This window comes from Ensifer sp. ENS09 (assembly GCF_014852425.1).
GTDB lineage: Bacteria > Pseudomonadota > Alphaproteobacteria > Rhizobiales > Rhizobiaceae > Ensifer.
The window spans coordinates 712,250-736,509 of sequence record NZ_JACVBP010000002.1 but is presented as its reverse complement, the minus strand read 5'-3'; the positions used below and the strand labels follow the sequence as shown (position 1 = coordinate 736,509).

Below are 24,260 nucleotides of genomic sequence, written 5' to 3'. Positions count from 1 at the left end.
CAGGCAGCGTCATGCCCGACCCTCGGCAAGCCTGCCGAACGACTGAAAGCAATAAAAGGCAGCTGCCGGTCCCTCCCAAGGACGTCTGGGCACGTCGAATGTCTCCCCCGAGTTTTGTATACATTTTATTGCACAATCCCGTTCGGGATTTCTACCATAGTATCTTGGGATTGACGGAAAGCTGTCGAAGCCGAATCGCATGTCCGCGCGGCCAATCACCACGGCTTTCTCCATCGCGCATTCGCCGAGGAACGCAGGCGGCTGCCGCGGGTCGGCATCGCGCCGCTGACGGGCGGGCAGGGCGGGCCGCAGACCCTGCGAAAGCGGCCAAAACGCCATGGAGTTTCGGTGCTGCAGCGCACTGTTTTGTCAGTCGATTCTAAAACAGTGGACGAATATCCCGGCTCTACCTGCGGACGAATTTTTCGCATAGACAAATTTCTGCGGCGACTTATTGCAATGCGACGCCAAATGTCGTTCCATCCGGCCTTGACCGGGGGGCAACGGCATTCCGCGTCAGGAAAACACGAGAACAAAAACAAATCTGGGAAGCAAAGCTCATGAAAAAGCTCACTACTCTGTTTGCAGCGACGGCGCTTGCCACGCTGATGGCCGGCTCCGCCTGGTCGAAGACGTTCGTCTATTGCTCGGAAGGTTCGCCAGAGGGTTTTGACCCGGGCCTGTACACCGCCGGCACGACCTTCGACGCGGCTGCGCACACGGTTTACAACCGCCTGCTCGAGTTCAAGAAGGGCACGACCGAAGTTGAGCCGGGCCTCGCCGAAAGCTGGACGATCTCCGACGACGGTCTGGTCTACACCTTCAAGCTGCGTCCGGGCGTCAAGTTCCAGACCACCGAGTTCTTTACGCCGTCGCGTGACTTCACTGCCGACGACGTGGTGTTCTCCTATGAGCGCCAGCTGAAGGCTGACAACCCGTGGAACAAGTACATTGCTGGCGCTTCGTGGGAATACGCAGCCGGCATGGGCTTCCCGGAAGTCATCAAGTCGGTTGAAAAGGTCGACGACCTGACCGTCAAGTTCACCCTGACGCGCAAGGAAGCTCCGTTCCTCGCCAACATCGCGATGCCGTTTGCTTCGATCCTGTCGAAGGAATACGCCGACAAGCTGCAGGCTGACGGCAAGATGGAGCAGATGAACCAGATGCCGCTCGGCACCGGTCCGTTCGCTTTCGTTGCCTACCAGCAGGATGCCGTCATCCGCTACAAGGCAAACCCGGACTACTGGGGTGGCAAGCAGAAGATCGACGACCTCGTCTTCGCGATCACCTCTGACGCTTCGGTTCGTTTCCAGAAGCTCCAGGCTGGCGAATGCCACCTGATGCCGTTCCCGAACGCTGCCGACGTTTCGAAGATGAAGGCCGACCCGAACCTGAAGGTCATGGAACAGGCCGGCCTCAACGTCTCCTACCTCGCCTACAACACCACGCAGGCTCCGTTCGACAAGCCGGAAGTCCGCAAGGCGCTGAACAAGGCGATCAACAAGCAGGCGATCGTCGATGCCGTCTTCCAGGGCGCTGCCCAGCCGGCCGTCAACCCGATCCCGCCGACGATGTGGTCGTACAACGACAAGATCGAAGACGACACCTACGAGCCGGAAGTCGCCAAGAAGATGCTTGAAGACGCAGGCGTCAAGGACCTGTCGATGAAGCTCTGGGCAATGCCGGTTTCGCGTCCGTACATGCTGAACGCCCGTCGCGCAGCTGAACTGATGCAGTCGGACTTCGCCAAGATCGGCGTCAAGGTCGAGATCGTCTCCTACGAGTGGGCCGAATACCTCGACAAGTCCAAGGCGAAGGATCGTGACGGTGCCGTCATCCTCGGCTGGACCGGCGACAACGGCGATCCGGACAACTTCCTCGACACGCTTCTCGGCTGCAACGCTGTCGGCGGCAACAACCGTGCACAGTGGTGCAACCAGGAATTCGACGCTCTCGTGAAGAAGGCGAAGGAAACCTCGGATCCGGCAGAGCGCACCAAGCTCTACGAAGAGGCGCAGGTCGTCTTCAAGCGCGAAGCGCCGTGGGCAACGATCGACCACTCGCTCTCGGTCGTGCCGATGCGCAAGAACGTCGAGGGCTTCGTTCAGAGCCCGCTTGGTGATTTTGCCTTCGACGGCGTGGACATCACCGAGTAATTTAGTTAACTGATCCTTAAGGGGGCGTTTGCCAAGGGCAAACGCCCCTCTTTGCATCCACTATAGCGACCCCGAGTTCCTGCTGGAGCGCAAAAGGTCGCTGTGGCATTTCGACTTGCTGTATGCTTGGCCGCTAAGTGGGAAAGCATGCGGTGGTGCCAGCGGCGGGATACAATGCCGCGGCAACATGGCGCGGGGTTTAACATGTTCCGATTTCTCTTGGGGCGATTGGCTGTCCTGATACCGACCTTCGTCGGTGTCTCCATCATCGCCTTCTCCTTCATCCGCCTGCTCCCGGGCGATCCGGTCGCGCTGCTTTCGGGCGAGCGCGTCATGTCGCCGGAGCGACATGCGGAAATCTCACACGCACTCGGCTTCGACCGGCCGATCGTGGTGCAATATCTCGATTATCTCTGGGGCGTGCTCCAGGGTGACTTCGGCACCTCGATCGTCACCAAGAAGCCGGTCATCGACCAGTTCTTCGAACTGTTCCCGGCAACCGTCGAGCTTTCGCTTTGCGCGATCCTGTTTGCGGTCATTCTCGGCATTCCGGCCGGCGTGATTGCTGCGATCAAGCGCGGCTCGGCCGTCGACCAGGCGATGATGGGCACGGCACTCGTCGGCTTTTCGATGCCGATCTTCTGGTGGGGCCTGCTGCTCATCATGCTCGTTTCCGGCATGTTGCAGTGGACGCCGGTCTCCGGCCGCATCTCGCTGATGTACTTCTTCCCGCCGGTCACCGGCTTCATGCTGATCGACTCGCTCCTGTCCGGCCAGGCCGGCGCCTTCAAGTCGGCCGTCAGCCACCTGATCCTGCCGACGATCGTGCTCGGAACTATTCCGCTTGCGGTCATCGCGCGCCAGACGCGCTCGGCGATGCTTGAAGTTCTCTCCGAAGACTACGTGCGCACGGCACGTGCCAAGGGCCTTTCGACCTTCCGGGTCGTCGGCGTCCATGCGCTACGCAATGCGATGATCCCGGTGGTCACCACCATCGGCCTGCAGGTGGGCGTCATGCTCGCCGGCGCGATCCTGACCGAAACGATCTTCTCCTGGCCGGGCATCGGCAAGTGGATGGTGGATTCGGTGTCGCGTCGCGACTACGCCGTCATCCAGGGCGGCCTGCTCGTCATCGCCGCGGTGATCATGCTGGTCAACCTCATCGTCGACCTGCTCTACGGTCTCATCAATCCGCGCATCCGGCACTAAGGAGGGCGTCATGTCTCAAGCTGCTGCAACAAGCACCGTTTCGACCGATCCGTCCCGCCGGGCGCGTTTGGCCGAATTCTGGTATTACTTCTCCGAGAACCGTGGCGCCGTGATCGGTCTCGTGTTCTTCGTGTTCCTCGTTCTGCTCGCGGTCTTCGCACCGTGGGTCGCACCGCATGATCCGGTGGCACAGTACCGCGACGCGGTGCTGGTTCCGCCGGTCTGGCAGGAAGGCGGCCGCGCCGGATTCCTGCTCGGCACCGATGCCGTCGGCCGCGACATGCTGTCCCGCCTGATCTACGGCACGCGCTTCTCGCTGTTCGTCGGTGTCATCGTCACGACCCTGTCGCTCGTCGGCGGCATCGCACTTGGCGTCATCGCCGGCTACTTCCGTGGCTGGGTCGATACCGTCATCATGCGCGTGATGGACATCATCCTCGCCTTCCCGTCGCTGCTGCTCGCCCTCGTGCTGGTCGCCGTCCTCGGCCCGGGCCTGGTCAACGCCATGATCGCCATCGCGCTCGTCTTCCAGCCGCACTTCGTGCGCCTGACGCGTGCTGCCGTCATGAGCGAAAAGACCCGTGACTATGTCGTCGCCGCCAAGGTGGCCGGCGCCGGTCATGGCCGTCTGATGTTCAAGACGATCCTGCCGAACTGCATGGCGCCGCTGATCGTCCAGGCGACGCTCTCCTTCTCGAGCGCGATCCTTGACGCTGCGGCCCTCGGCTTCCTCGGCATGGGCGCACAGCCTCCGACACCGGAATGGGGCACGATGCTCGCCGAAGCCCGCGAGTTCATCAGCAGCCACTGGTGGGTGGTGACCCTTCCGGGTATCGCGATCCTGATCACCGTGCTTGCGATCAACCTGATGGGTGACGGCCTGCGCGATGCGCTCGATCCCAAGCTGAAGAGGTCCTGATCATGGCGCTTCTTGAAATCGAAAACCTGGTCGTCGAATTCCAGACGGCCTCCGGTCCCTTCCGCGCCGTCAACGGCGTATCGATGAAGGTCCATGAAGGCGAAGTGCTTGCGATCGTCGGCGAGAGCGGCTCGGGCAAGTCCGTGTCGATGCTGGCCGCCATGGGGCTTCTGCCCTGGACGGCGAAGGTGACGGCAGACAAGCTCACCTTCAACGGTCGCGACCTCTTGGGCATGTCGGCCAGCGAAAAGCGCAAGATCGTCGGCAAGGACATTGCCATGATCTTCCAGGAGCCGATCGCCAGCCTCAACCCTTGCTTCACCGTCGGCTTCCAGATCGAGGAAGTGCTGCGCATCCACATGGGTCTCGACAAGGCCGGTCGGCGCAAGCGGGCGATCGAACTGTTCGAGGCGGTCGGTATTCCCGATCCGGCCGAGCGGCTCAGCCACTATCCGCACCAGATGTCGGGCGGCCAGTGCCAGCGCGTGATGATCGCGATCGCGATCGCCTGCAATCCGAAGCTGCTCATTGCCGACGAGCCGACCACCGCGCTCGACGTGACGATCCAGAAGCAGATCCTCGATTTGCTGATGAAGCTTCAGGCCGAGCACAAGATGGGCCTGATCATGATCACGCACAACATGGGCGTGGTCGCCGAGACCGCCGACCGGGTGGTCGTGCAGTACAAGGGCCGCAAGATGGAAGAGGCCGACGTGCTGACGCTCTTCGAAAACCCGAAGAGCAACTACACGCGCGCACTTTTGGCGGCTCTGCCTGACAACGCGACCGGCGATCGTCTGCCGACGATTTCCGAACTCTTCGTCGACGAAGGAGCGGCCCAATGAGCGTGATCCTCGAAGCGCGCAATCTGGTGCGCGACTACCATATCCCCGGCGGCCTCATCAAAAAGGCAAAGACGGTTCACGCGCTGAAAGGCGTGAGCTTTTCCGTCGAAGAGGGCAAGACGCTGGCGATCGTCGGCGAAAGCGGCTGCGGCAAGTCTACGCTCGGCCGCATCCTCACCCTGATCGATCCGGCAACCTCGGGCGACCTTCTGATCGAGGGCAAGAAGATCGATATCTCCAAGGGCGACATGACGCCGGAGATGCGCCGCAAGGTGCAGATCGTCTTCCAGAACCCCTATGGCTCGCTCAACCCGCGCCAGAAGATCGGCGACATCCTGATGGAACCGCTGGTCATCAACACCGACACGCCGGCCGACGAACGTCGCGACCGGGCGATGACGATGCTGAAAAAGGTCGGCCTCACCGAGCTGCACTTCAACCGCTATCCGCACATGTTTTCGGGCGGCCAGCGCCAGCGTATCGCCATTGCACGTGCGTTGATGCTGAACCCGAAGCTGCTGGTGCTCGACGAGCCGGTCTCGGCGCTCGACCTGTCGGTTCAGGCACAGGTGCTGAACCTGCTCGCCGACCTTCAGGACGAACTGAAGCTCACCTACGTCTTCATCAGCCACGACCTGTCGGTCGTGCGCTACATCGCTGACGATGTCATGGTGATGTATTTCGGCGAAGCGGTCGAATACGGCAGCCGCGACGAGGTCTTTGCCGATCCGAAGCACAGCTACACCAAGACGCTGTTTGCAGCGACGCCGCGTGCGGATGTCGAGAGCATCAAGGCGCGTCTCGCCAAGAAGAAGCAGGCGGCTTGATCTCGTCGATCTAGCGTCAATGAAACGGGAAGCCGGGACATCGTTCCCGGCTTCTTTGACTTGAGGGCATGATGGTGTAGAGGTGTCGCGCCGCCTTCAACTCTCGCCTTTCGGCGGCGGGCAGCCGCTTTTCGGCCGGACAGATCGTCCGGCCCAACCTCAGGAACACGTCCATGGAAATCAAGCGTTTCGAAACCGGCCCCCGTATGAGCCAGGCCGTCGTCTACAACAACACCGTCTACCTCGCTGGCCAGGTCGGCAACGCCGGTGACGATGTCGTGACGCAGACGAAGCAGGCGCTTGCCGAAGTCGACCGTCTTCTGGCGCTCGCCGGCACCGACAAGACCCGCATCCTTTCGGCCACCATCTGGCTCGCCGACATGGCAGACTTCCCGAAGATGAACTCGGTCTGGGACGCCTGGGCACCGCAGGGCAACACCCCGGCTCGCGCCACCGGCGAAGCCAAGCTCGCGACCCCGGAATACCTCGTCGAAGTCATCGTCGTCGCCGCTGCCGCCTAAGGCTGCACTACGGGAATTTTCCGTCTTCTTATTCCTGCGCCGCCGGATTGCCATCCGGCGGCGTTTTTCGTTCCCATTCCAGCTCCCTTGCGCGGAACCAAACGGCGCGCCGGCACGTTAAGTGTCAGATCCGAAGAAGCAGGCCAAAACCGGCCGCCACCATTGGGAGGACTGTCAATGCTCTACTGGCTGCCCCGTGTCTGTGTCCTTCTCCTGGCGGGTGTCATGATCGGTTTCGGGCTCGTTCCCTACACCGCCGCAGGTGTCGCCCATACCTTGCTCGTCATCATCCTGGGGCTCGGCCTGTTGTCGCTGACCCTGCATGTCTTCCCGCCGGAACACCATTGACCGTGCAAGATCAATCACGCGATGTGCCGCAATCAGGGCCCGAGCAAAAGACAGGGCGGCCCGATCTGTTGACCGGAAACGCGAACGACCCGCGCGCCGCCCTGGCCGAGGGACGGCGCGGAATGATCGCGACTACGCTGCGGGGGGCGGGTGCCGCCCAGCAGCGCAAGCGCGCGCGGCGGATCGTCGAGGAAGAGGCTGCAGTCGCGACGGCGGCGCCATCGACCGCTCCGCGGCGCGACGGCATCGACCTGATGGTCGCCTGGAGCATCATCGGCCTTTTCGCCATTGCCGCATGTGCGGGCATCTACGCCATGGAAACGATCCTGCTGCCAATCACGCTGGCGATCGTCGTCGGAGTGGTGCTCGGGCGGACCGCCGACGGGCTGGCGCGTTACGGTCTGCCGCCGATCTTCGGGGGGCTGCTGTTGGCGAGCATCTTCGTCACCGGCCTGTCATGGCTCGTCAATGCGCTTCTCGGCCCGTTGACGGCGCTCGCCTCCGAGGCGCCGAAGCTCGCCGAGAGCGTGGTGGCGCGGGTGATGCCGTTCATCGATCGGTTCGAGTGGCTTCGGCTGGCCGTCGCGCGTAGCATCGGTAACGATGCGATTGCTGACACCGTCATGAAGAATGCCGGACCGATGCTTGCCGCCACCGCAGCCGGGCTGACGCCCGCGTTGGTGCAGACCCTCATTTTCCTCGCGGCACTCGGCCTGTTCCTGCTCGGGCGGCTGCAACTGCGCAAGGCAGTCATCCTTGCCTTTGCCAGCCGTGAGCGGCGGCTTAGCGCCATTCGCATCATGAACGGCATCGAGGATGCGTTGGCGCGATACTTCTCGATCGCCAGCGTGATCTATCTCTCGCTCGGCTTGGTGACGACGGTGATCGCGTTTGTCGGCGGCCTGGGCATGGCGCCGCTGTGGGGTCTGTTCGCTTTCGTCTCCAGCTTCATTCCCTATCTCGGCGTGACCGCGATGACGCTGAGCCTGCTGGTGGCGGGGCTGATGACGCACGAGGTGCTGTGGCTGGCATTGGCGCCGGCCATAGCCTTCTTTGTGGTCCACCTTGCGATGGAAAACCTTGCCATTCCGGCGATCCTCGGCAACGAACTCGAGGTGAACCCGTTCCTGATCTTTTTGGCGATCGTGTTCTGGACCTGGATGTGGGGAGCGGTCGGCGCCATGCTGGCACTGCCGCTCTCTCTCATCGTTCTCGCCATTGTCGAGGAAATCACCGACCAGCCGCCGGAACGGCAGCTCCCTGGATAACGGAAATGTTGCCCGGCCTAGCGCCGGGCAGAGCGTGCGTGCTCGTCGAAGAACAGCGCCTGGCTGATCAGTGCCTTCACCATGTCCGGATTGAATGGTTTGGTCACGAGGAAAGCCGGCTCCGGCCGCTTGCCTGTCAGCAGCCGTTCCGGGAAGGCGGTGATGAAGATCACCGGCACCGTGGCCTGTGTGAGGATCTCGTTGACGGCGTCGATGCCCGAGCTGCCATCGGCAAGCTGGATGTCGGCCAGGACCATCTTCGGGGAGGTCTTGCGGTAGAGATCGAGCGCCTCGCCGTGGGTGCGGGCGATCCCGGTCACGCGGTGGCCGAGGCTGGTCACCATATCCTCGATATCGAGCGCGATCAGCGGCTCGTCCTCGATGATCAGGACGTCGGTTGCGACCTGGCGCGAGATGTCCTCCGAGGCGACGGTCAGCAGCTTCGAAAATTCGGCTTGGCTCAGGCTCATGACCTCGGCCGCATCGGCGATGGAAAATCCCTCGACCGACACGAGCAGAAACGCCTGGCGCGGCACAGGCGCGATCAGCGACAGATTGGCGGCAGCCTGCTTCTCCCATGCGAACGGCGAGGTGTTTTCGCTGCGGTCAATCGAGATCTTTTCGAACTGTGAGCAGAACAGCTTGTAGAGGCTGATCCGGTCGTTCGAGGCTTCCGGAAAGAGGCTGATGTCCTCGATCAGGGCTTCGAGAACCGCGGCCACATACCCGTCGCCTGCGGCCTGCGAGCCTGTAACGGCCCGCGCGTAACGGCGCAGAAAGGGCAGGTGGGGCGCAATCCGGGTCGAAAGTGACATCAACGACTTCCTTACGTGCAATGCGATTCGTTTGATTTCTGAGGATAGGGGGTATGTGGCGGAATAGATGGATGTTTTGAACACGTTTTTCGGCTTAGAGCAAATGGGGGACGTGTTCGAACGGTGTGCCGGCGATTTCGCGCAGGCAGCAAAACCGTGAAGGACGAAGCGGTGGTGGAACGCAGCATGGACGATGAAACCGGAAAGCATGAAGGCGCGAGCCAACGGCGCGGCGGCACGGCCGAAACGCGTGATATCGGCGGCTCGATCGGCGCCAGCTTGAAGGCGTTCTATCGGTCGCTCGAGCAGGAGCCCGTTCCGGAACTATTTCTCAATCTTCTTGAAAAACTGGATGAAGCGGAAGCTGCGGCCAAAGGCCCGTCGAAGGGTGGGGTTTCGCTCTGAGGGGGAAGAAACGGGCAATTGCCCGTTTCTTCGTGAGATGCGCCGATCAGCAGGCGGCTTCGTAGCGGCGGCCGTAGCGGTCGCGATAGATGCAGCGGCCCGGCTCGTTGGCATTGCCGATCAGCGCACCGGCAACACCGCCGATGGCAGCGCCCACGGCCGCGCCCCTGACGTTGCCCGTCGCGGCGCCGCCGACGATCGCGCCGCCGGTTGCACCGATCGCCGCGCCCTTTTCTGTCTGCGTGCATGCCGCGAGGGGCAGGATCAGGCTTGCTACGATAAGTATCTTCTTCATGACGCGTTCCTATCCGAGGGTTGCTTTGTTGAACTGAGAATCAATTTTCGGTGAAATCGATTTGCCCGCGACTGGTGACGAACAGAATGACGACAATGAGGCATAGCCCGTACCCGCTACCGCGCCGTCCCGATCGACCTTTGATGTAACCGTTCGGCGCTCGCAATGGGGCGAGCTCCTTGTGGTGTGTCCTTGCCTCGCCAGTATCTCCTCCGTCGCTCGGCCGCGGTCGCAGCGCTTGTTATCGTTGCGAAAACGAGAGCGCGGCGTTTTTGTTCCATTATTGGTATGGCCGATGGTCGGTGGCAGTCGCCGTTGCGCGCCCTCGCGCCCTGTTGAACGCTGCGAATGGATGCAGGTTTTCGACCGTCTCCTAACCGCCGATGGGGGCTTTTGACGGGCGCCCAAACGCGCAGCTCGCGCCAAAGTTCCGGGAAATATTTCGCGCCTCTTTTCGGAACCGCAGATCGTGCGTTGCCGTTTGCTGTTGGAGTTTGACGGAAGGGAGCATGCGAATGGAACATATTGCCGCTATCATGATCCTGGTCGGCTGCATGCAGACGACAGAGGCCTGCCGCGAAGTGCCGGCGCCCACCGTGGCTTTCGAAACCGTGGACGAATGCCGCGAACTGCTTTCGCCCGCGATCGAGGCGACAGGAACGACCTTCAAACATGCCTATGGCGCCTGCGCGGAAGTCGATCCGGCGCTGTTCGTGGAAGACGCGACCATCGAATGGAAAGTGAAGGCGCCTGGCCGGCTTCAGGTCAAGGTCAAGATCGATGACGGCAGCTACGCCTTAGCCGCGCGCCACGACGTCGGCGCCAGGACTCGCAACTGATTTCACCGGCCGCCCAGCGCAATTGCCCAAGCGCAACTGCACCGGGCGGCCGCATCAACCGGAAGGACGGAAAATGAACTGGGATATTGTTGAAGGCAAATGGCACGAGCTGAAGGGCAAGGTTCAGACGCAGTGGGGTAAGCTCACCAATGACGACCTCGATGTCATCGATGGCCGCAGGGAAGAACTCGCCGGACGGATCCAGTCGCGGTACGGCGTCGCGCGTGACGAGGCGGAGCGCCAGATCGACGACTGGATGTCCCGCCGTTAGATGGTTCGAGGAACGCAGTTACTCTTCTTTCCTGGAAGAACAACCGCCAAAGCAAAAGCCGCGCGGCATCTGTCGCGCGGCTTTTGTTTTTGGTGCGCATCGCGCTTATTTCTTCTTTGCCTTGGCCTCTCGCTTGCGGAGTTCTTCCAGCAGAGACTGAAGCTTGGCGCTCTTTTCGCCGCCGTCGGTGTATAGGTCGCGCATCGTTTTTCCGATGTGAAGATTTCTATCGGAGAGATGCGTCCGCTCCCGTCCGGCTTCGATCGCCGTTTTCCAGATGTGTGCTGTCGGCATCTTCATTTCGACCCTGCGTGTTCCATGGATGAAGAACGTCAGAGTATTGCGAAGGTTCCGGGCATTTCCGGTGCAAACCGTGCCGATTTGGGACTCTTTCGTCTTTCATCGTAAACAGAATATTAATGTCGAGTGAAGCCGCGGAATTCTGCGCGCCGATTTTGATCGATGACTGGAACAAATTGAAAGCTATGGCGTTTGCTTTGCAGTGATTTAGGCAAGGAGAATTGCTATGTTATACTATGCGCTTGTCTTCCTCGTTGTGGCAATCATAGCGGGTGTACTTGGGTTTGGGGGTATTGCCGGCACGTCCGCGGGCATCGCGCAGATCCTCTTCTTCCTTTTCCTGGTCTTCCTGGTGATTTCGCTCGTTGCTGGCCTCGTCCGCCGCGGCTGACCGGAGCCCGAATTTGAGCGGATACGAATGGATGAAAATGGGCGGCGTTACGGCCGCCCTTGGTGCGTTTGGGGCTGGATCGTCTTGCTTGCCCTTGCCTGCCTGCTTGGCTATTGATGCCGAAACCGTCGCAATAGCCTTGAGGAACCGAACACCATGAAATCGCTGGAACTGCTCGTCGAGCGGATCATCCTCTCCAGCCGCTGGCTCCTCGTCATCTTCTATCTTGGCCTGGTAGCCGCGCTCGCCCTTTACGGCATCTCGTTCGCCTTCAAGCTGTTCAAGATCGCCAGCATGGTCTTCGTCTATGACGATGCGGAGATGATCCTGGCGATGCTCGCCCTGATCGATGCCGCGCTGGTTGCCAGCCTGATCGTGATGGTGATGATTTCAGGGTACGAGAACTTCGTCAGCCGCTTCGACGAAGGCGACGCGGAGGTCTCCTTCCTCGGTAAACTCGATTCCGGCAGCCTGAAGATCAAGGTCGCGTCGTCGATCGTGGCCATTTCCTCGATCCACCTGCTGCAGATCTTCTTGAACGCGCAGCAATATTCGAGCGAACAGCTGATGTGGGCGACGATCATACATCTTGCCTTCGTCGTATCGGCCGTGTTGCTCGGCTATCTCGAGCAGATCATGACTGCGCTGAAGAAGAAGTGATATTGGTGCCGCGGCCCGACGCAAAGCCGCGGCTTGTCTTGATCGTGCAACGGGGCAGCCTTTAGATGAAGACTGACGTAGTGGTCCTGGGCGCCGGCATCGTCGGCATCTCCACCGCCATCCATCTCGCCCGCCGCGGCAAGTCGGTGGTGCTGCTCGACCGTCGCGGCCCCGGCGAGGAAACCTCCTATGGCAATGCCGGCCTGATCCAGCGCGAGGGCGTCTTTCCCTACGGTTTCCCGCATGATTTCGGGGCGCTCTTTCGCTACGCGCTCAACAACACCATCGACGCCCATTACCATTTCCGCGCCCTGCCGGGCCTGGTGCCGTTCCTGGCGCGCTACTGGTGGCACTCCGGTTTCACCCAGCACCGGCGCATCGCCCAGCTCTATGCACCGCTGATCGAGCATTCGATCAGCGAACACCAGGATCTGATCGAGGCGTCCGGTGCCGGCGAGCTCATCCGCAAGGATGGCTGGATGAAGGTGTTTCGCACCGAGAAGGAGCGCGACGCCGCGTACAAGGAAGCGGAAAAGCTCTCGGCCGGCTTCGGCGTCAACCACCAGAAGCTTTCGACCAGCGAGTTGAAGACGCTGGAACCGTCGATCAAGGCGGATCTCGTTGGTGGCCTGCGCTGGAGCGATCCCTGGTCGATCCGCGATCCGCACAGCCTCAACAAGGCCTATCTCGCTTACTTCCAGTCGCTCGGCGGCCGGCTCATTTCCGGCGATGCGGCGACGACCGAACATGTGCTCGAAGGTCCCGGCTGGCGTGTCGCCACCCCGGAAGGGCCGCTGGAGACGCGCGAAGTCGTCGTGGCGCTCGGCCCCTGGGCCGATACGGTTACCCGCAAGCTCGGTTACCATTTCCCGCTGGCCGTGAAGCGCGGCTACCACATGCACTATGGCACGCAGGAGGGCGCGCAACTCAACAACTGGGTGCTCGATGCCGAGAAGGGCTATTTCCTGGCGCCGATGCTGCGCGGCATCCGTTTGACGACCGGCGCGGAATTTGCCTGGCGCGACGCGCCGAAGACGCCGGTGCAACTGACGCGAGCCGAGCGGGTGGCGCGCGAGTTCTTCCCGCTAGCCGAACGCCGTGACGAAGAACCGTGGATGGGCGCGCGTCCCTGCACGCCGGACATGATGCCGCTGATCGGCAAGGCGCCGCGTCACGAGGGTCTGTGGTTTGCCTTCGGTCACGCCCATCACGGCATGACGCTCGGGCCGGTCACCGGCCGGGCGCTGGCGGAAGCCATGACCGGTGAAAAGACGGTCATCGACATCGCGCCCTACCGGCCGGAGCGCTTCCTGGCCTGACGAGGTCCGAAGCCACAGCATCACGCAGTGGGGGCCGGAAGCTGCGTTTCCGGCCTTTTCTTTGGCTGATCAGGCGTTGGTGCCGCCGTCGATGGTGAATTCGGCGCCCGTGACGCTGCGGCCGTCAGGCCCCGCCAGCCAGGCGACGACGCCTGCCACGTCGCTTGCCTCGTTGAAGCGGGGGATCGCCATCAGTCCGCGCTGCGGGCCGGCATGGTCGCCATTGGCCGGGTTCATGTCCGTGTCGGTCGAGCCCGGATGGACGATGTTGACGGTGATGCCGTTCGGCCCGAGATCGCGTGCCACCGCCTTGGTGAAGCCGATCAGCGCGCTTTTGCTCAGCACATACAGGCTCATGCCCGGCCAAGGGACGCGGGCGGCAAGGTTGCTGCCGATCGTGATGACGCGCCCGCCATCCGGCATGTGCGCTGCCGCGGCGCGCGTGGCAAGGAACACCGCCTTCACATTGACGTCGATCGTCCGGTCGAAATCCGCCGCGGTTACCTCGTCTACTGTCCCGGCATCGAAGATGCCGGCATTGTTGACGAGAATGTCGATGCGACCGTGCTTCTCCGCAACCGACTTGACGGCAGCCTCGACCGCGCCCGGATCGCGGTTGTCCGCCCGGATTGCCAGCGCGCTGCCGCCATTCCGCTTGATCTCCGCCACGAGCGCGTCGGCCTTTTCTTTCGACTGGCTGTAGGTCACCGCCACCGTTGCGCCGTCGCTCGCCAAGCGATTTGCGATCGCAGCACCGATGCCGCGGCTGCCGCCCGTTACCAGGGCCACCTTGTCTTTCAAACTCGTCACTGGCTTCTCCAAATCTGTAGTGATCGATACATATAAAGGGAAGCGACTTGCCATCCGCTGTCAAGCGATTTATGTATTGATCGATACAAAAAGGATCAGCCAGGATGAGGCGCGGGCGGCCACGCAGTTTTTCGAGGGACGAGGCGCTTGCAAGCGCCATGCAGCTCTTCTGGGACAAGGGTTATGACAATACCTCGCTTTCGGACCTGACCCGGGTCATGGGATTGAACCCACCGAGCCTATACGCGGCCTTCGGCAGCAAGGCGCAGCTCTTCATCGAGGCTGTGGATCTTTACGGCCGCACCGACGGTGCCGGCATCTGGGATGAACTGGAGGCGGTTCCGACCGCAAAGGCGGCGGTGCACGACCTGCTGAGACGCACGGCTGCGAACTTTACCCAGCGGGGCGAGCCGAGAGGCTGCATGGTGGTTCTTTCCGCGCCGCAGATGGCAGGTGGAGATGCGGAGGTTTGCGACGCTCTGAAGCTGCGTCGACTGGAGAAGCAGGTGGCTCTGGAGCAGCGTTTCGAGCGCGCAGTCGAAGAGGGCGACCTACCTGCCGGTGTCGATTGCGCCGCGATTGCCGCCTACGTCGCCTCGCTGCAGCACGGCATGTCGATCCAGGCACGCGATGGCGCTACGCGGGAAACCCTGCTTGCGATCGCCGACTGCGCCGCAGCAGGCTGGGACGCGATGATTTCCGCAAACACCCGGCCGCACTGACCGACAACGTTGGACGGACACACCCGATCCGTCATTCGGCCTCAGCGCTTTCGTTTCAGTGAACGACAACGCGAAGGCCGGAGATCAAAACCTCCGGCCCACCACTTTCCGCTAGCTCGTTCGCTTACGGCGCCGGCTGCGTCATGTCGGGTGTCGTGCCAGGGGTCGAGTTCGGGGTGGCGCCCTGTGTTTCAGGGGCCTGCGTTCCCTGTTGCGGCGTCGTTTCCGGTGCCGGCTGGGTCGTTGTTCCACCGGCGGGGGGCGTGGCCGTATCGGCCGGCGGTGTGGCCTGGCCAGTCGTCCCGGTTGCCGGCTGGTCGGTGGTCGCCGGCGGCGCTGCCGTGTTGGCAGTGTCGCGGCTGAGTTCGGCCGGCAGCCAGGCGATCAGCGCCAATACCAGGCCGGCGAGAAGGATGATGACAATCGGCCAGTTGCTGCGGCCGGAGCGGGGCGGGGGCGCGTCATTCATCTGAGTCTGCGGCAGCGGCTGTCCGGTCACCGGATCGATCACGGGCTTGTCCTTGAATTCCTCGTGCTGGTTCATTGTGTGCATCCTTTTCTTGGCGTCCTCCTGGCCTTGATGCGACTGCTCCTGAACCTTCCCGGCAGTCGTGGCATCGGATTTCGCGCCGTCGCGATTGCGCGACAAGGGCGCCCGGAGGGCGCGTGGCATAGGCATAAACGTATGAGGATTTGCAATGTTCCGGATGCTGCAACCGGAGGGAGGCCTGAGCGCCGCTGCCGGCTTTACAGCCCCGTCTTCCGCTGCAAGAAATAGGTGTTCACGGGAGGATGGAAGACATGATGGATCCGGCATTTCGCACTGGCACCTTTGTCGGCCGGGTCTGGCGGCCGGATTTGGCCGGGCCGTCGCTTGTCGTTCTGCGCGACGGAGCGCTCTGCGACATCACCAGTAAGGCGACGCCGACCATGCGCGACCTGCTCGAGCTTTCGGATCCGGTTCACCATGCCCGCACCGCACCGGGTGAGCGCCTGGGCGCGCTCGAGGAATTCCTCGCGCGAAAACCGGACCCGGCGCATGCCCACCTGATCGCGCCCTCGGACCTCCAGGCGGTAAAGGCCTGCGGTGTCACCTTCGCGCGCTCGATGATCGAGCGCGTCATCGAGGAGCGGGCGGCGGGCGATGCGTCGCGCGCCGAAGCGATCCGAGCCCGCGTCACCGCCGTCATCGGCGACAGTCTGCGAAACCTGAAGCCTGGTTCGCCCGAGGCGGCCCGCGTCAAGGCAGCCCTCATCGAAGAGGGCGTCTGGTCGCAATATCTGGAGGTCGGCATCGGCCCGGACGCGGAGGTCTTCACCAAGGCGCAGGTCCTCTCGGCGGTCGGCCCGGGCGCCGATGTCGGCCTGCACCCGGCCTCGCGCTGGAACAACCCAGAGCCGGAGATCGTGCTTGCGGTTTCCTCAAGCGGCCAGGTGAGGGGTGCCACCCTTGGCAATGACGTCAACCTGCGCGACATAGAGGGGCGCTCGGCGCTGCTTCTCGGCAAAGCCAAGGACAACAACGCCTCCTGCGCCATCGGCCCCTTCATCCGGCTCTTCGACGAAAGCTACGCCATCGACGATGTCCGCCGGGCGGAACTCAGCCTCCTGGTCGAAGGCGAGGACGGCTACCGCCTGACCGGCCGCAGTTCGATGGCCGAGATCAGCCGCGATCCGTGCGACCTCGTCGCCCAGACGATCGGTTCGCATCACCAGTATCCCGATGGCCTGGCGCTGTTCATGGGCACGCTCTTCGCCCCTGTCGAGGATCGCGACGATCCCGGCCAGGGCTTCACCCACAAGCGCGGCGACGTGGTGACGATCGCCAACGCCGAACTCGGATCGCTGAGCAATACGGTCAAGCTATCGACGGAGTGCGCGCCCTGGAGCTTTGGATCCGCGGCGCTGATGCGCAATCTTGCGGGACGGGGGCTGCTGTAAGCAGAAAGCCCACGATCGAGCGCGCCCGCTCGGCCGGATAGCTATGTCATGTTGCGCATGATCCAGAGCGACCGGCCCGCATGCGCGATGTCAGCGACGGCCTGAAGGCGGGCGTCTTCCTTCAGTCGCTCTGCTTCGGCGCTGTCGATACGGAGGACCCGCCGATCGGTCTCGTTTGCGTTCGGTGTTATCCACCAGCGCCGTCCTTCCCGGCACAGCCCGGCTTCCGGGTGTTCCTGGAAGTACTCGATCGCATATGCCGCATCCGCTTTTGTCTCGAGCATCGGCCTGTCTCCGCCTGATCGATTGTGGGCGGCGAAGATTATGCGCCTCTCTAAGAGGTCTGAATATCCGCAAACTCGGAAACTGCAGTGTTTTGGGGGCGTATTACAGCTGATTTCGCCGCGGGAAGCGCGCCGTTGCCGTTGGGTAACGGCAGCCATGCCCAGACGAGTCGCTCGCCGAGTTCGGCCGTCTGGTTCGTCGGGCGAAACATTGCATTAGCGAGCGTCCGTCACGCGTGAGCGTTTCGCATGTCATTGATGTCTTATTGAATTCTCGGTGAAAGTTGGCTGGGGAACCTGGATTCGAACCAGGACTAACGGAGTCAGAGTCCGTGGGTCTACCGTTAACCTATTCCCCAAAGCCGCCGTCGGAGCGAAGCCCGTCGGTGTGGTTGGCGGGCTTATAAACAAATCGGCGGCTGATGCAAATACCTTTTGCAAAAAAAATCGCGCATGAAGTGAAGATCGCAGCCATCAGGGGTGACCGGAACAAGCGGCCTTATGCTCAACCCGTTGTGTTTGCTGGGTTCGGGCGCCCGGCGCCTTTGTTGTGCACAAGCCGGTTCTCAAAAAAAGTTTGGCGAATGGGGGTTGCGCTGGTACAGTCGCGCCAACGAAAAATCGAGAGAGCGCCTTGAGCGGCCGTAAGGCCTTGCGCGGCGCCATGGTTGAAACAAGTGAAAGACCCCGATCACGGCGATAAGCCGTCCGAATCCGGGGCGTCGGCAGCAGGCCGGGGTGATGGATCGAAGCTCGGTCCGCGCAACGGCAAGGGCAAGCGCAAACGACGTAAGTCGTCTGCTTCGCCGTCTGCAATTGCCAGCCAGTCCGGCCCAGCCGGCTTGTCAGGGCGTCCCGCAGGAGAGAACGAAACGGAGCCGGCGCGCAAGCGCAAGCGGCGGCGTCGTTCGAAATCAGCGAAACAGCAGGCTCAGGCCGGATCCGCCTCGCAAAACAGCGGCGTCCAGGTCGTCGATGCGTCGCTTGGCGAACGCAAGGGCCACAAGCGCAGCAAGAAGGCCAAGCATCGCCGTGGGCTGCAGGGTCGCCCGCTGACGAGCGGCGAGCGCCAGCCAGCGCCGCAGCGTGGCGCCGATGGTGGCGGCAATGCGCGGCAGGCTTCTCCTTCCGGCGGCAGTCATGCGGGCGCGCAGTCGCGGCCGGGCAATCGCGGTGAACAACCGCGTGCACCCTATGTTGTCGCCGGCGAACCTCCCGCGCCGCTCTATGCCGCGCTTGATCTCGGCACAAACAATTGCCGCCTGCTGATCGCGCAGCCGACCCGTCCCGGCCAGTTCCGGGTGGTCGATGCCTTCTCGCGCATCGTTCGCTTGGGCGAAGGGCTCGGTGCCAGCGGCCGGCTGTCGGACGAGGCGATGGAGCGCGCCGTCGAGGCCCTGAAGATCTGCGCGTCGAAGCTCGGCGCCCGTACCATCCGCCGCAGCCGCCTGATTGCGACGGAAGCTGCCCGCGCCGCTGAAAACGGTGAAAGCTTCCTTCAGCGGGTTGCGAGCGAAACCGGTCTCGATCTCGAAATCATCAACCGTGAAACAGAGGCACGGCTTGCCGTTTCCGGCTGCTCGTCGTTGGTTGACCGCGAGACGCGCTCGGTCGTGCTCTTCGATATCGGCGGCGGCTCGTCCGAGATCGCCGTCATCCGCATCGGTGATTCGCGCTCGAACCGGCTCGCCAACCACATCACCCACTGGACCTCGCTGCCGGTCGGCGTCGTCACGCTTTCGGAGCGCCATGGCGGCCAGCATGTGACGCCGGCAAGCTTCGAGGCGATGGTGCAAGAAGTGGAAGGCATGCTTTCCCGCTTCGACAGCCCGCCCGTCGAAGCTCTGGCGAACGGCACGTCAGGCAGCGGTTTCCACCTGATCGGCACGTCGGGCACGGTGACGACGCTTGCCGGCGTGCATCTCGATCTGCCGCGCTATGATCGCCGTCGCGTCGATGGCCTGTGGCTGACGGACGATGAAGTCTCGGCCATGCAGGCGCGGCTTCTGTCCTGGGATTTCGACGCACGCGCCGCCAATCCCTGCATCGGCCCGGATCGCGCCGATCTGGTGCTTGCCGGCTGCGCCATCCTCGAAGCGATCCGCCGGCGCTGGCCGTCGACCCGCATGCGCGTCGCCGATCGTGGCCTGCGCGAAGGCCTGCTCACCGATATGATGGCGGACGACGGCGCCTGGCGCCGCTCTCGGCCGCGCCGCCACCAGCGCGGCTCCAATGCCTCCGGCAGCCACGAAGGAAACAAACAATGACGAAACCTCCTGTCGGCGGCAACCGCAGCGGCCGCAAGCTTGGCCAGAAGGTCAAGAAGGGCAAGCTCAAGGCATCCTCCCGCCGCTGGATCGAGCGCCACATCAACGACCCCTATGTGCAGCGGGCGCAGCTCGAGGGCTATCGCGCCCGTGCGGCCTTCAAGCTGCTGGAAATCGATGAGAAGCACAAGATCCTGAACGGCGCGCGCCGCATCATCGACTTGGGCGCTGCGCCCGGTAGCTGGTCGCAGATCGCCGCCAAGGTCACCAATTCGACCGATGCCGATCCGCGCGTCGCCGCGATCGACTTCCTAGAGGTGGACCCGATCCCGGGCGTGCGCATCCTGCAGATGGATTTCCTCGATCCTGAGGCGCCGGCGAAACTGAAGGAAGCGATCGGCGGAACGCCGGACCTGGTGATCTCCGACATGGCGGCGCCGACGACCGGCCACCGCCAGACCGACCACTTGCGCACCATGTATCTGTGCGAGGTCGCCGCCTATTTCGCCGTCGACGTGCTGGGCAAGGGTGGACATTTCCTGGCGAAGACCTTCCAGGGCGGCACCGAGCGCGAGCTGCTCAACATGCTCAAGCAGAATTTCCGGCAGGTCATCCATGTAAAGCCGGCCTCCTCGCGCGCCGAATCGGTCGAGATGTTCCTGTTGGCCAAGGACTTCAAGGGACGTCAGCAGACCGCCAGCGAAACCGAAGCCGAAGACGAAGCGGCCGAATAGCATGCTGCTCTACGTCACCGTCGGCAGCAACGATCTGACACGCGCCGGCACGTTCTACGATGCGGTGTTGCCGGCGCTTGGGTTTCACAGGCAACGCCAGGACGAGACCGAGATCGGCTATGGTGCTGAGGGTGACCGCATCCGCTTCTGGGTGGTGACGCCCTTCGACCGCGCGCCCGCCACCTATGGCAATGGCGTGAGCATCGCGCTTGAAGCCGGGACGCGCGCCGCCGTCGATGCTTTTCATGCGGCAGCCCTTGCCAATGGCGGTACGGACGAGGGCGCACCGGGCCTGCGCCCGTTTCACGCAAATTTTTACGGCGCCTGGGTGCGCGATCACGACGGCAACAAGATTGCCGCGGTCTGCGAGCGGCCGGAGTAACCGCCTCGCGGGACGCCGACTTTCCAGAAATCTCCTGATCATGAAGGCAGGGCCGTGCGATGGCCCGGGCTGGCTTGTGCCGATCGGCCGCACCCCTGATCGCCCTGTAAAACCCGGTTCCCCCTAAAGACGGTGCATCGTGGTTAATCGGCCATTAACCAGTTGAGTGCAACTCTGGTGTTACTCTCTGGTCCATTAGGACCTCCTAAGGTTTTAGTTCCACCGAGCGCTGGCTGCCGATCGACGATTGGCGACGGGTCGAGCACGTGCTCGGTTGGCCTGCATGTTGGAAGTACCTGTATGTCGATGATTTCGCTTGCCGTTCGGCTCAGAAGCCGCGCGCATTTTTCTGTAAAGAGGAATGGTGCCGGCAAGCCGGGGGTCATCATCGGCACCAGCGCCGGCCGCAGGAACCAGGCGCGGCAGCGCGTGGGGATCCTGATCGCCGGCTTTGCCGTGGTCTTCCTCGTGGTCGGCGGAAGGCTGGTTCAGTATGGCCTGTCGGCGCCGGCTGACACCGCATCGATCGGTGGCAGTGGCCATGTCATTGCCTCTCGCCCGGATATCGTCGACCGCAACGGACATCTGCTGGCGACCGATCTTAATACGATGTCGCTCTATGCGGAGCCGCGCAAGATCGTCGATGCCGACGAGGTCGTCGAGAAGCTCGCGACGGTCATCCCCAATCTCGATTGGCGCGATACGCACCGCAAGCTCCAGTCCGGTTCGGCCTTCCAGTGGCTGCGGCGCCAACTCACTCCGAAGCAGCAGTCTGACATTCTGGCGCTCGGCATTCCCGGCATCGGTTTCCGCCCGGAAAAGCGCCGCTTCTATCCCGGCGGCGTCACCGCTTCGCACATCCTCGGCCACGTCAATGTCGACAACCAGGGACTGGCGGGCATAGAGCGTTACCTCGATCAGCAGGGCTTTGCCGATCTGCGGGCGGCTGGCCTCACCAGCAATGCGTCGCTGGAGCCCGTACGGCTGTCGATCGATCTGCGCGTGCAGAATATCGTGCGCGAGGTGGTGGCAGACGCCATGACGGCCTATGAGGCCGAAGCCGCGGGCGCGGTGGTGCTCGACGCCGACACCGGCGAAGTGCTCGCCATGGCGTCGGTGCCCGATTACGATCCGAACGAACCCTCGCGAACCTTGCCCGGCGGCGGCGTCGACAAGGAGTACGAAAAGGGCTGGTTCAACCGGATGAGCAACGCCACCTTCGAGATGGGCTCGACCTTCAAGAGCTTCACGCTGGCGATGGGTCTGGATGCGGGCAAGGTCAATCTGAATTCGGTCGTCGACGCGTCGCGGCCGATCCGCATGGGCGGCTTCACCATCAAGGATTTCAAGGGCAAGAACCGCCCGCTCTCGATCCCGGAAGTGTTCCAGTACTCGTCTAACATCGGCACGGCCGCTGTCGCCGACATGGTCGGGATCGAAGCACACCAGCAGTTCCTGACGAAGCTCGGCCTGCTGTCGAAGATGGAAACCGAAATGCCGGGCGTGGCAACGCCCACCCAGCCGCGCACCTGGAAGAAGATCAACTCGGTGACGATTTCCTTCGGTCATGGCGTGGCGACCACCCCGTTGCAGACGGCGGTAGCGGCTGCTGCCCTGATGAACGGCGGACATCTTATCCCGCCGACGTTCCTGCCGCGCTCGCAGGAGGAAACGAAGCTCGTTGCCCAGAGGGTGATCAAGGAAACGACCAGCGCCGACATGCGCTTCCTCTACAACTGGAACGGCGTGAAGGGGTCCGGCCGGCGGGCGCAGGTGGAAGGCTTCCATGTCGGCGGCAAGACCGGCACAGCCGACAAGGTCATCAACGGGCGATATGCCAAGGACCTGAATTTCAACGGGTTCCTGGCGGCGTTCCCGATGGACAAGCCCAAATACATCGTTCTTTCGATCATCGATGCGCCACGAACTGGCGAAAACGGCGGGCGAACGGCTGCGGCCAATGCCGCCCCCATGGTCAAGGCCATCATCGGCCGCGCGGCACCGCTTCTGGGCGTGAAGCCCCGCTTTGGCGACGTGGGTGCCGAGCAGGTGCTGGCCGACTATTAGGCGACGCGAGAACCGCTTGAGGCAGCTGGGCTCCCCCGTGCCGTGATCAGATACGCAACGGACCCTGTAACCCTTTGATTTTCTGCATGCCGCCGTCCTTAACGAGGACGGTTTAAGGCGACATGCAGCAGCCGTTCGAGAAGCCGCCGCCTTGTTCGCCGCCGGCACAGTTGTCGGGCGGCTTATTTCCCCGCAGCCGTTTCGATCTCGCGCGCCGGTAGCCGGTGGCCCGATACGGAGGAACCGGCGTTCTTCGCCATGGTGAGGAACGGGATCGCCGCGATCAGATTGGCGGCGGCGATGATCATGAAGGCGGTATGGAAATCGTCGAGTTGCAGCGGGCCGCCGCTGAGCTTCGTCTCGACTTCGAGGATCGCACCGGCGACGGCGACGCCGAGTGCCAGGCTGATCTGCTGCAGCACGGCGCTCATCGAGGTCGCCTTGCTGGCGTCCGAATCGTCGATATCGGCAAAGGACAGCGCGTTGACGCTGGTGAAGAAGAACGAACGCGCGAAGCCGGCGATCAGGAGGATCGTGATCAGCACCAGATAGGGCGTCTCCGGCGTGAAGAAGCCGTTGGCGAAGGTGGTGATCGCCGCAATGATCGCCGCAATGATCAGCGTCGTACGGAAGCCGGCAAAGGCCAGGACCCGGCGCGCATAGAACTTCGTGGTGATCGCGCCGACCGCGCCGATGAAGGTGATGAGGCCGGACTGGAACGGGTTGAGGCCGAAGCCGACCTGCAGCATCAGCGGCATCAGGAAGGGAACGGCGCCGACCGAGATGCGAAAAATCGTGCCGCCGATCGAGGCGGCGCGAAAGGCGCTGTCCTTGAAGAGCTTGAGATCGAGGACCGGGGCCGGATGGCGTCGCGCGTGGCGGATGTAGAGCAGCGCCGAAACGAGGCCGATCAATACCGAGGCGATGCCGATGACCGGGGGCAGGGCCGGCAGGCTGATCACCGACAGGCCGAAGACGATGCCGGAGGCAGCGACGCCGCCGAGCAGGAAGCCGAGCACGTCGACCGGCGGCGGACCGAACGGCTCCATCTTCGGCAGGTAGATGCCCGACAGGATGTAGCCGGCGATGCCGACCGGCACGTTGATCAGGAAGATCCAATGCCAGGAGAAATACGTGGTGATGAAGCCGCCGAGCGGCGGCCCCGCAAGCGGACCCACAAGCGCCGGGATCGTCAGCAGCGCCATCGCAGACACCAGTTCGCTGCGCGGCGTGCCGCGCACCAGCACCAGGCGGGCGACCGGCGTCATCATCGCGCCGCCCATGCCCTGCAGGAAGCGGGAGAAGACGAAGGCGAGCAGGCTGTTCGAAATGGCGCAGAAGATCGATCCGGCAATGAAGACCAGGATCGCCGCGCGAAAGATCTTCTTGGCGCCGAAGCGGTCGGCCATCCAGCCGCTCAAGGGGATGAAGATCGCCAGCGCCACCATATAGGCGGTCAGCGCCAGCTTCAGCGTAATCGGCCCGACGCCGATGTCGCGGGCGATTGCCGGCAACGACGTGGAAATCACGGTCGAGTCCATCTGCTCCATGAAAAGAGCGACGGCGAGGATCATCGGGACGATACGGTTCATGAAACGATGCTTCGGACGGTCAGCGATAAGCAGAAGCTAATAATACCGGTCATGGCTTTTGTCGGGGCAAAAC

The 24,260-nt window shown here is 62.8% G+C and carries 27 protein-coding genes and 1 tRNA gene; 20 read left to right on the top strand and 8 right to left on the bottom strand.

Annotation, left to right across the window (positions count from 1 at the left end):
- The first annotated feature begins 560 nt into the window (after window positions 1-560).
- The 8 genes from IB267_RS11730 (at window position 561) to IB267_RS11695 (ending at window position 8,093) form a co-directional block, all read left to right on the top strand.
- A complete protein-coding gene (locus IB267_RS11730; protein ID WP_034800843.1) occupies window positions 561-2,156 on the top strand; it encodes an ABC transporter substrate-binding protein in 1,596 nt (531 codons plus the stop codon).
- A 204-nt stretch (window positions 2,157-2,360) separates the two neighbouring features.
- Window positions 2,361-3,365: an ABC transporter permease subunit gene (locus IB267_RS11725; protein ID WP_034800844.1), complete on the top strand. Its 1,005-nt coding sequence runs from the start codon at window positions 2,361-2,363 to the stop codon at window positions 3,363-3,365.
- Window positions 3,366-3,375: 10 nt separating this feature from the next.
- The gene (locus tag IB267_RS11720; RefSeq protein WP_034800846.1) at window positions 3,376-4,284 is read left to right on the top strand and encodes an ABC transporter permease subunit; all 909 of its coding nucleotides are present in this window, start codon (window positions 3,376-3,378) and stop codon (window positions 4,282-4,284) included.
- Window positions 4,285-4,286: 2 nt separating this feature from the next.
- Window positions 4,287-5,129: an ABC transporter ATP-binding protein gene (locus IB267_RS11715; protein ID WP_192447763.1), complete on the top strand. Its 843-nt coding sequence runs from the start codon at window positions 4,287-4,289 to the stop codon at window positions 5,127-5,129.
- Entirely contained in the window at window positions 5,126-5,956 is an 831-nt protein-coding gene (locus IB267_RS11710; RefSeq protein ID WP_043618254.1) for an ABC transporter ATP-binding protein, read from the top strand. Before IB267_RS11715 ends, IB267_RS11710 begins: the two co-directional genes overlap by 4 nt.
- A 173-nt stretch (window positions 5,957-6,129) precedes the next feature.
- Window positions 6,130-6,477, top strand: a complete 348-nt coding sequence (locus tag IB267_RS11705) for a RidA family protein (RefSeq protein WP_025426006.1) — start codon at window positions 6,130-6,132, stop codon at window positions 6,475-6,477.
- Window positions 6,478-6,654: 177 nt separating this feature from the next.
- Entirely contained in the window at window positions 6,655-6,825 is a 171-nt protein-coding gene (locus IB267_RS11700; RefSeq protein ID WP_090425577.1) for a hypothetical protein, read from the top strand.
- A 137-nt stretch (window positions 6,826-6,962) separates the two neighbouring features.
- Window positions 6,963-8,093: an AI-2E family transporter gene (locus tag IB267_RS11695; protein ID WP_371742538.1), complete on the top strand. Its 1,131-nt coding sequence runs from the start codon at window positions 6,963-6,965 to the stop codon at window positions 8,091-8,093.
- A 17-nt stretch (window positions 8,094-8,110) separates the two neighbouring features.
- Here IB267_RS11695 and IB267_RS11690 read toward each other — a convergent pair whose 3' ends face one another.
- On the bottom strand, window positions 8,111-8,908 hold the full coding sequence (locus IB267_RS11690; protein WP_192447760.1) for a response regulator: 798 nt from the start codon (window positions 8,906-8,908) through the stop codon (window positions 8,111-8,113).
- Window positions 8,909-9,064: 156 nt separating this feature from the next.
- On the opposite strand from IB267_RS11690, the gene IB267_RS11685 reads away from it, so the two are divergent.
- Complete coding sequence (locus IB267_RS11685; RefSeq protein WP_371742528.1) at window positions 9,065-9,313, top strand: NepR family anti-sigma factor; 249 nt, start codon at window positions 9,065-9,067, stop codon at window positions 9,311-9,313.
- A 46-nt stretch (window positions 9,314-9,359) separates the two neighbouring features.
- On the opposite strand, the gene IB267_RS11680 is transcribed toward IB267_RS11685, so the two are convergent.
- Window positions 9,360-9,608 (bottom strand): glycine zipper domain-containing protein, encoded by a 249-nt coding sequence (locus tag IB267_RS11680; RefSeq protein ID WP_034800856.1) that lies wholly within the window; start codon window positions 9,606-9,608, stop codon window positions 9,360-9,362.
- 515 nt (window positions 9,609-10,123) lie between these two features.
- Here IB267_RS11680 and IB267_RS11675 point away from each other — a divergent pair.
- Together IB267_RS11675 and IB267_RS11670 are read left to right on the top strand one after the other, a co-directional pair.
- Window positions 10,124-10,447 carry a hypothetical protein gene (locus IB267_RS11675; protein ID WP_192447758.1) on the top strand — a complete coding sequence of 108 codons (324 nt, stop codon included), beginning with the start codon at window positions 10,124-10,126 and terminating at the stop codon, window positions 10,445-10,447.
- Window positions 10,448-10,520: 73 nt separating this feature from the next.
- Window positions 10,521-10,718 carry a CsbD family protein gene (locus tag IB267_RS11670; RefSeq protein ID WP_192447756.1) on the top strand — a complete coding sequence of 66 codons (198 nt, stop codon included), beginning with the start codon at window positions 10,521-10,523 and terminating at the stop codon, window positions 10,716-10,718.
- A 105-nt stretch (window positions 10,719-10,823) separates the two neighbouring features.
- Here IB267_RS11670 and IB267_RS11665 read toward each other — a convergent pair whose 3' ends face one another.
- Entirely contained in the window at window positions 10,824-11,018 is a 195-nt protein-coding gene (locus tag IB267_RS11665) for a hypothetical protein (RefSeq protein ID WP_192447755.1), read from the bottom strand.
- A gap of 226 nt (window positions 11,019-11,244) precedes the next feature.
- Between IB267_RS11665 and IB267_RS11660 the strand changes: the two genes are divergently transcribed.
- The 3 genes from IB267_RS11660 (at window position 11,245) to IB267_RS11650 (ending at window position 13,388) form a co-directional block, all read left to right on the top strand.
- The gene (locus IB267_RS11660; RefSeq protein WP_034800864.1) at window positions 11,245-11,409 is read left to right on the top strand and encodes a DUF1328 domain-containing protein; all 165 of its coding nucleotides are present in this window, start codon (window positions 11,245-11,247) and stop codon (window positions 11,407-11,409) included.
- Window positions 11,410-11,565: 156 nt separating this feature from the next.
- Window positions 11,566-12,069: a TIGR00645 family protein gene (locus IB267_RS11655; RefSeq protein ID WP_082006056.1), complete on the top strand. Its 504-nt coding sequence runs from the start codon at window positions 11,566-11,568 to the stop codon at window positions 12,067-12,069.
- 65 nt (window positions 12,070-12,134) lie between these two features.
- Entirely contained in the window at window positions 12,135-13,388 is a 1,254-nt protein-coding gene (locus tag IB267_RS11650) for an FAD-binding oxidoreductase (RefSeq protein ID WP_192447753.1), read from the top strand.
- A gap of 69 nt (window positions 13,389-13,457) precedes the next feature.
- On the opposite strand, the gene IB267_RS11645 is transcribed toward IB267_RS11650, so the two are convergent.
- Complete coding sequence (locus tag IB267_RS11645; protein ID WP_192447752.1) at window positions 13,458-14,252, bottom strand: SDR family NAD(P)-dependent oxidoreductase; 795 nt, start codon at window positions 14,250-14,252, stop codon at window positions 13,458-13,460.
- Between the two features lie 50 nt (window positions 14,253-14,302).
- Between IB267_RS11645 and IB267_RS11640 the strand changes: the two genes are divergently transcribed.
- Entirely contained in the window at window positions 14,303-14,920 is a 618-nt protein-coding gene (locus tag IB267_RS11640) for a TetR/AcrR family transcriptional regulator (protein WP_192447750.1), read from the top strand.
- Window positions 14,921-15,044: 124 nt separating this feature from the next.
- Here the strand turns inward: IB267_RS11640 and IB267_RS11635 are convergent, their stop codons facing one another.
- Window positions 15,045-15,473 (bottom strand): hypothetical protein, encoded by a 429-nt coding sequence (locus IB267_RS11635; protein ID WP_192447748.1) that lies wholly within the window; start codon window positions 15,471-15,473, stop codon window positions 15,045-15,047.
- A 251-nt stretch (window positions 15,474-15,724) separates the two neighbouring features.
- Here IB267_RS11635 and IB267_RS11630 point away from each other — a divergent pair, with 251 nt between their 5' ends.
- Window positions 15,725-16,861: a fumarylacetoacetate hydrolase family protein gene (locus IB267_RS11630; RefSeq protein ID WP_192448305.1), complete on the top strand. Its 1,137-nt coding sequence runs from the start codon at window positions 15,725-15,727 to the stop codon at window positions 16,859-16,861.
- A gap of 41 nt (window positions 16,862-16,902) precedes the next feature.
- On the opposite strand, the gene IB267_RS11625 is transcribed toward IB267_RS11630, so the two are convergent.
- Together IB267_RS11625 and IB267_RS11620 are read right to left on the bottom strand one after the other, a co-directional pair.
- Complete coding sequence (locus IB267_RS11625; RefSeq protein WP_192447746.1) at window positions 16,903-17,145, bottom strand: hypothetical protein; 243 nt, start codon at window positions 17,143-17,145, stop codon at window positions 16,903-16,905.
- Between the two features lie 285 nt (window positions 17,146-17,430).
- Window positions 17,431-17,504, bottom strand: a tRNA-Gln gene (locus tag IB267_RS11620).
- Between the two features lie 318 nt (window positions 17,505-17,822).
- On the opposite strand from IB267_RS11620, the gene IB267_RS11615 reads away from it, so the two are divergent.
- The 4 genes from IB267_RS11615 to IB267_RS11600 all read left to right on the top strand — a co-directional run bounded on the left by IB267_RS11615 (window position 17,823) and on the right by IB267_RS11600 (window position 22,595).
- Entirely contained in the window at window positions 17,823-19,412 is a 1,590-nt protein-coding gene (locus IB267_RS11615) for a Ppx/GppA phosphatase family protein (RefSeq protein ID WP_192448304.1), read from the top strand.
- The gene (locus IB267_RS11610) at window positions 19,409-20,146 is read left to right on the top strand and encodes an RlmE family RNA methyltransferase (RefSeq protein WP_192447744.1); all 738 of its coding nucleotides are present in this window, start codon (window positions 19,409-19,411) and stop codon (window positions 20,144-20,146) included. Before IB267_RS11615 ends, IB267_RS11610 begins: the two co-directional genes overlap by 4 nt.
- Before the next feature lies 1 nt (window position 20,147).
- On the top strand, window positions 20,148-20,528 hold the full coding sequence (locus IB267_RS11605) for a VOC family protein (RefSeq protein WP_192447742.1): 381 nt from the start codon (window positions 20,148-20,150) through the stop codon (window positions 20,526-20,528).
- A 300-nt stretch (window positions 20,529-20,828) separates the two neighbouring features.
- The gene (locus IB267_RS11600) at window positions 20,829-22,595 is read left to right on the top strand and encodes a penicillin-binding protein 2 (RefSeq protein WP_192447740.1); all 1,767 of its coding nucleotides are present in this window, start codon (window positions 20,829-20,831) and stop codon (window positions 22,593-22,595) included.
- A gap of 182 nt (window positions 22,596-22,777) precedes the next feature.
- On the opposite strand, the gene IB267_RS11595 is transcribed toward IB267_RS11600, so the two are convergent.
- Window positions 22,778-24,187, bottom strand: coding sequence for a DHA2 family efflux MFS transporter permease subunit (locus tag IB267_RS11595; RefSeq protein ID WP_192447738.1), 1,410 nt, complete (start codon window positions 24,185-24,187; stop codon window positions 22,778-22,780).
- Window positions 24,188-24,260 lie beyond the last annotated feature (73 nt).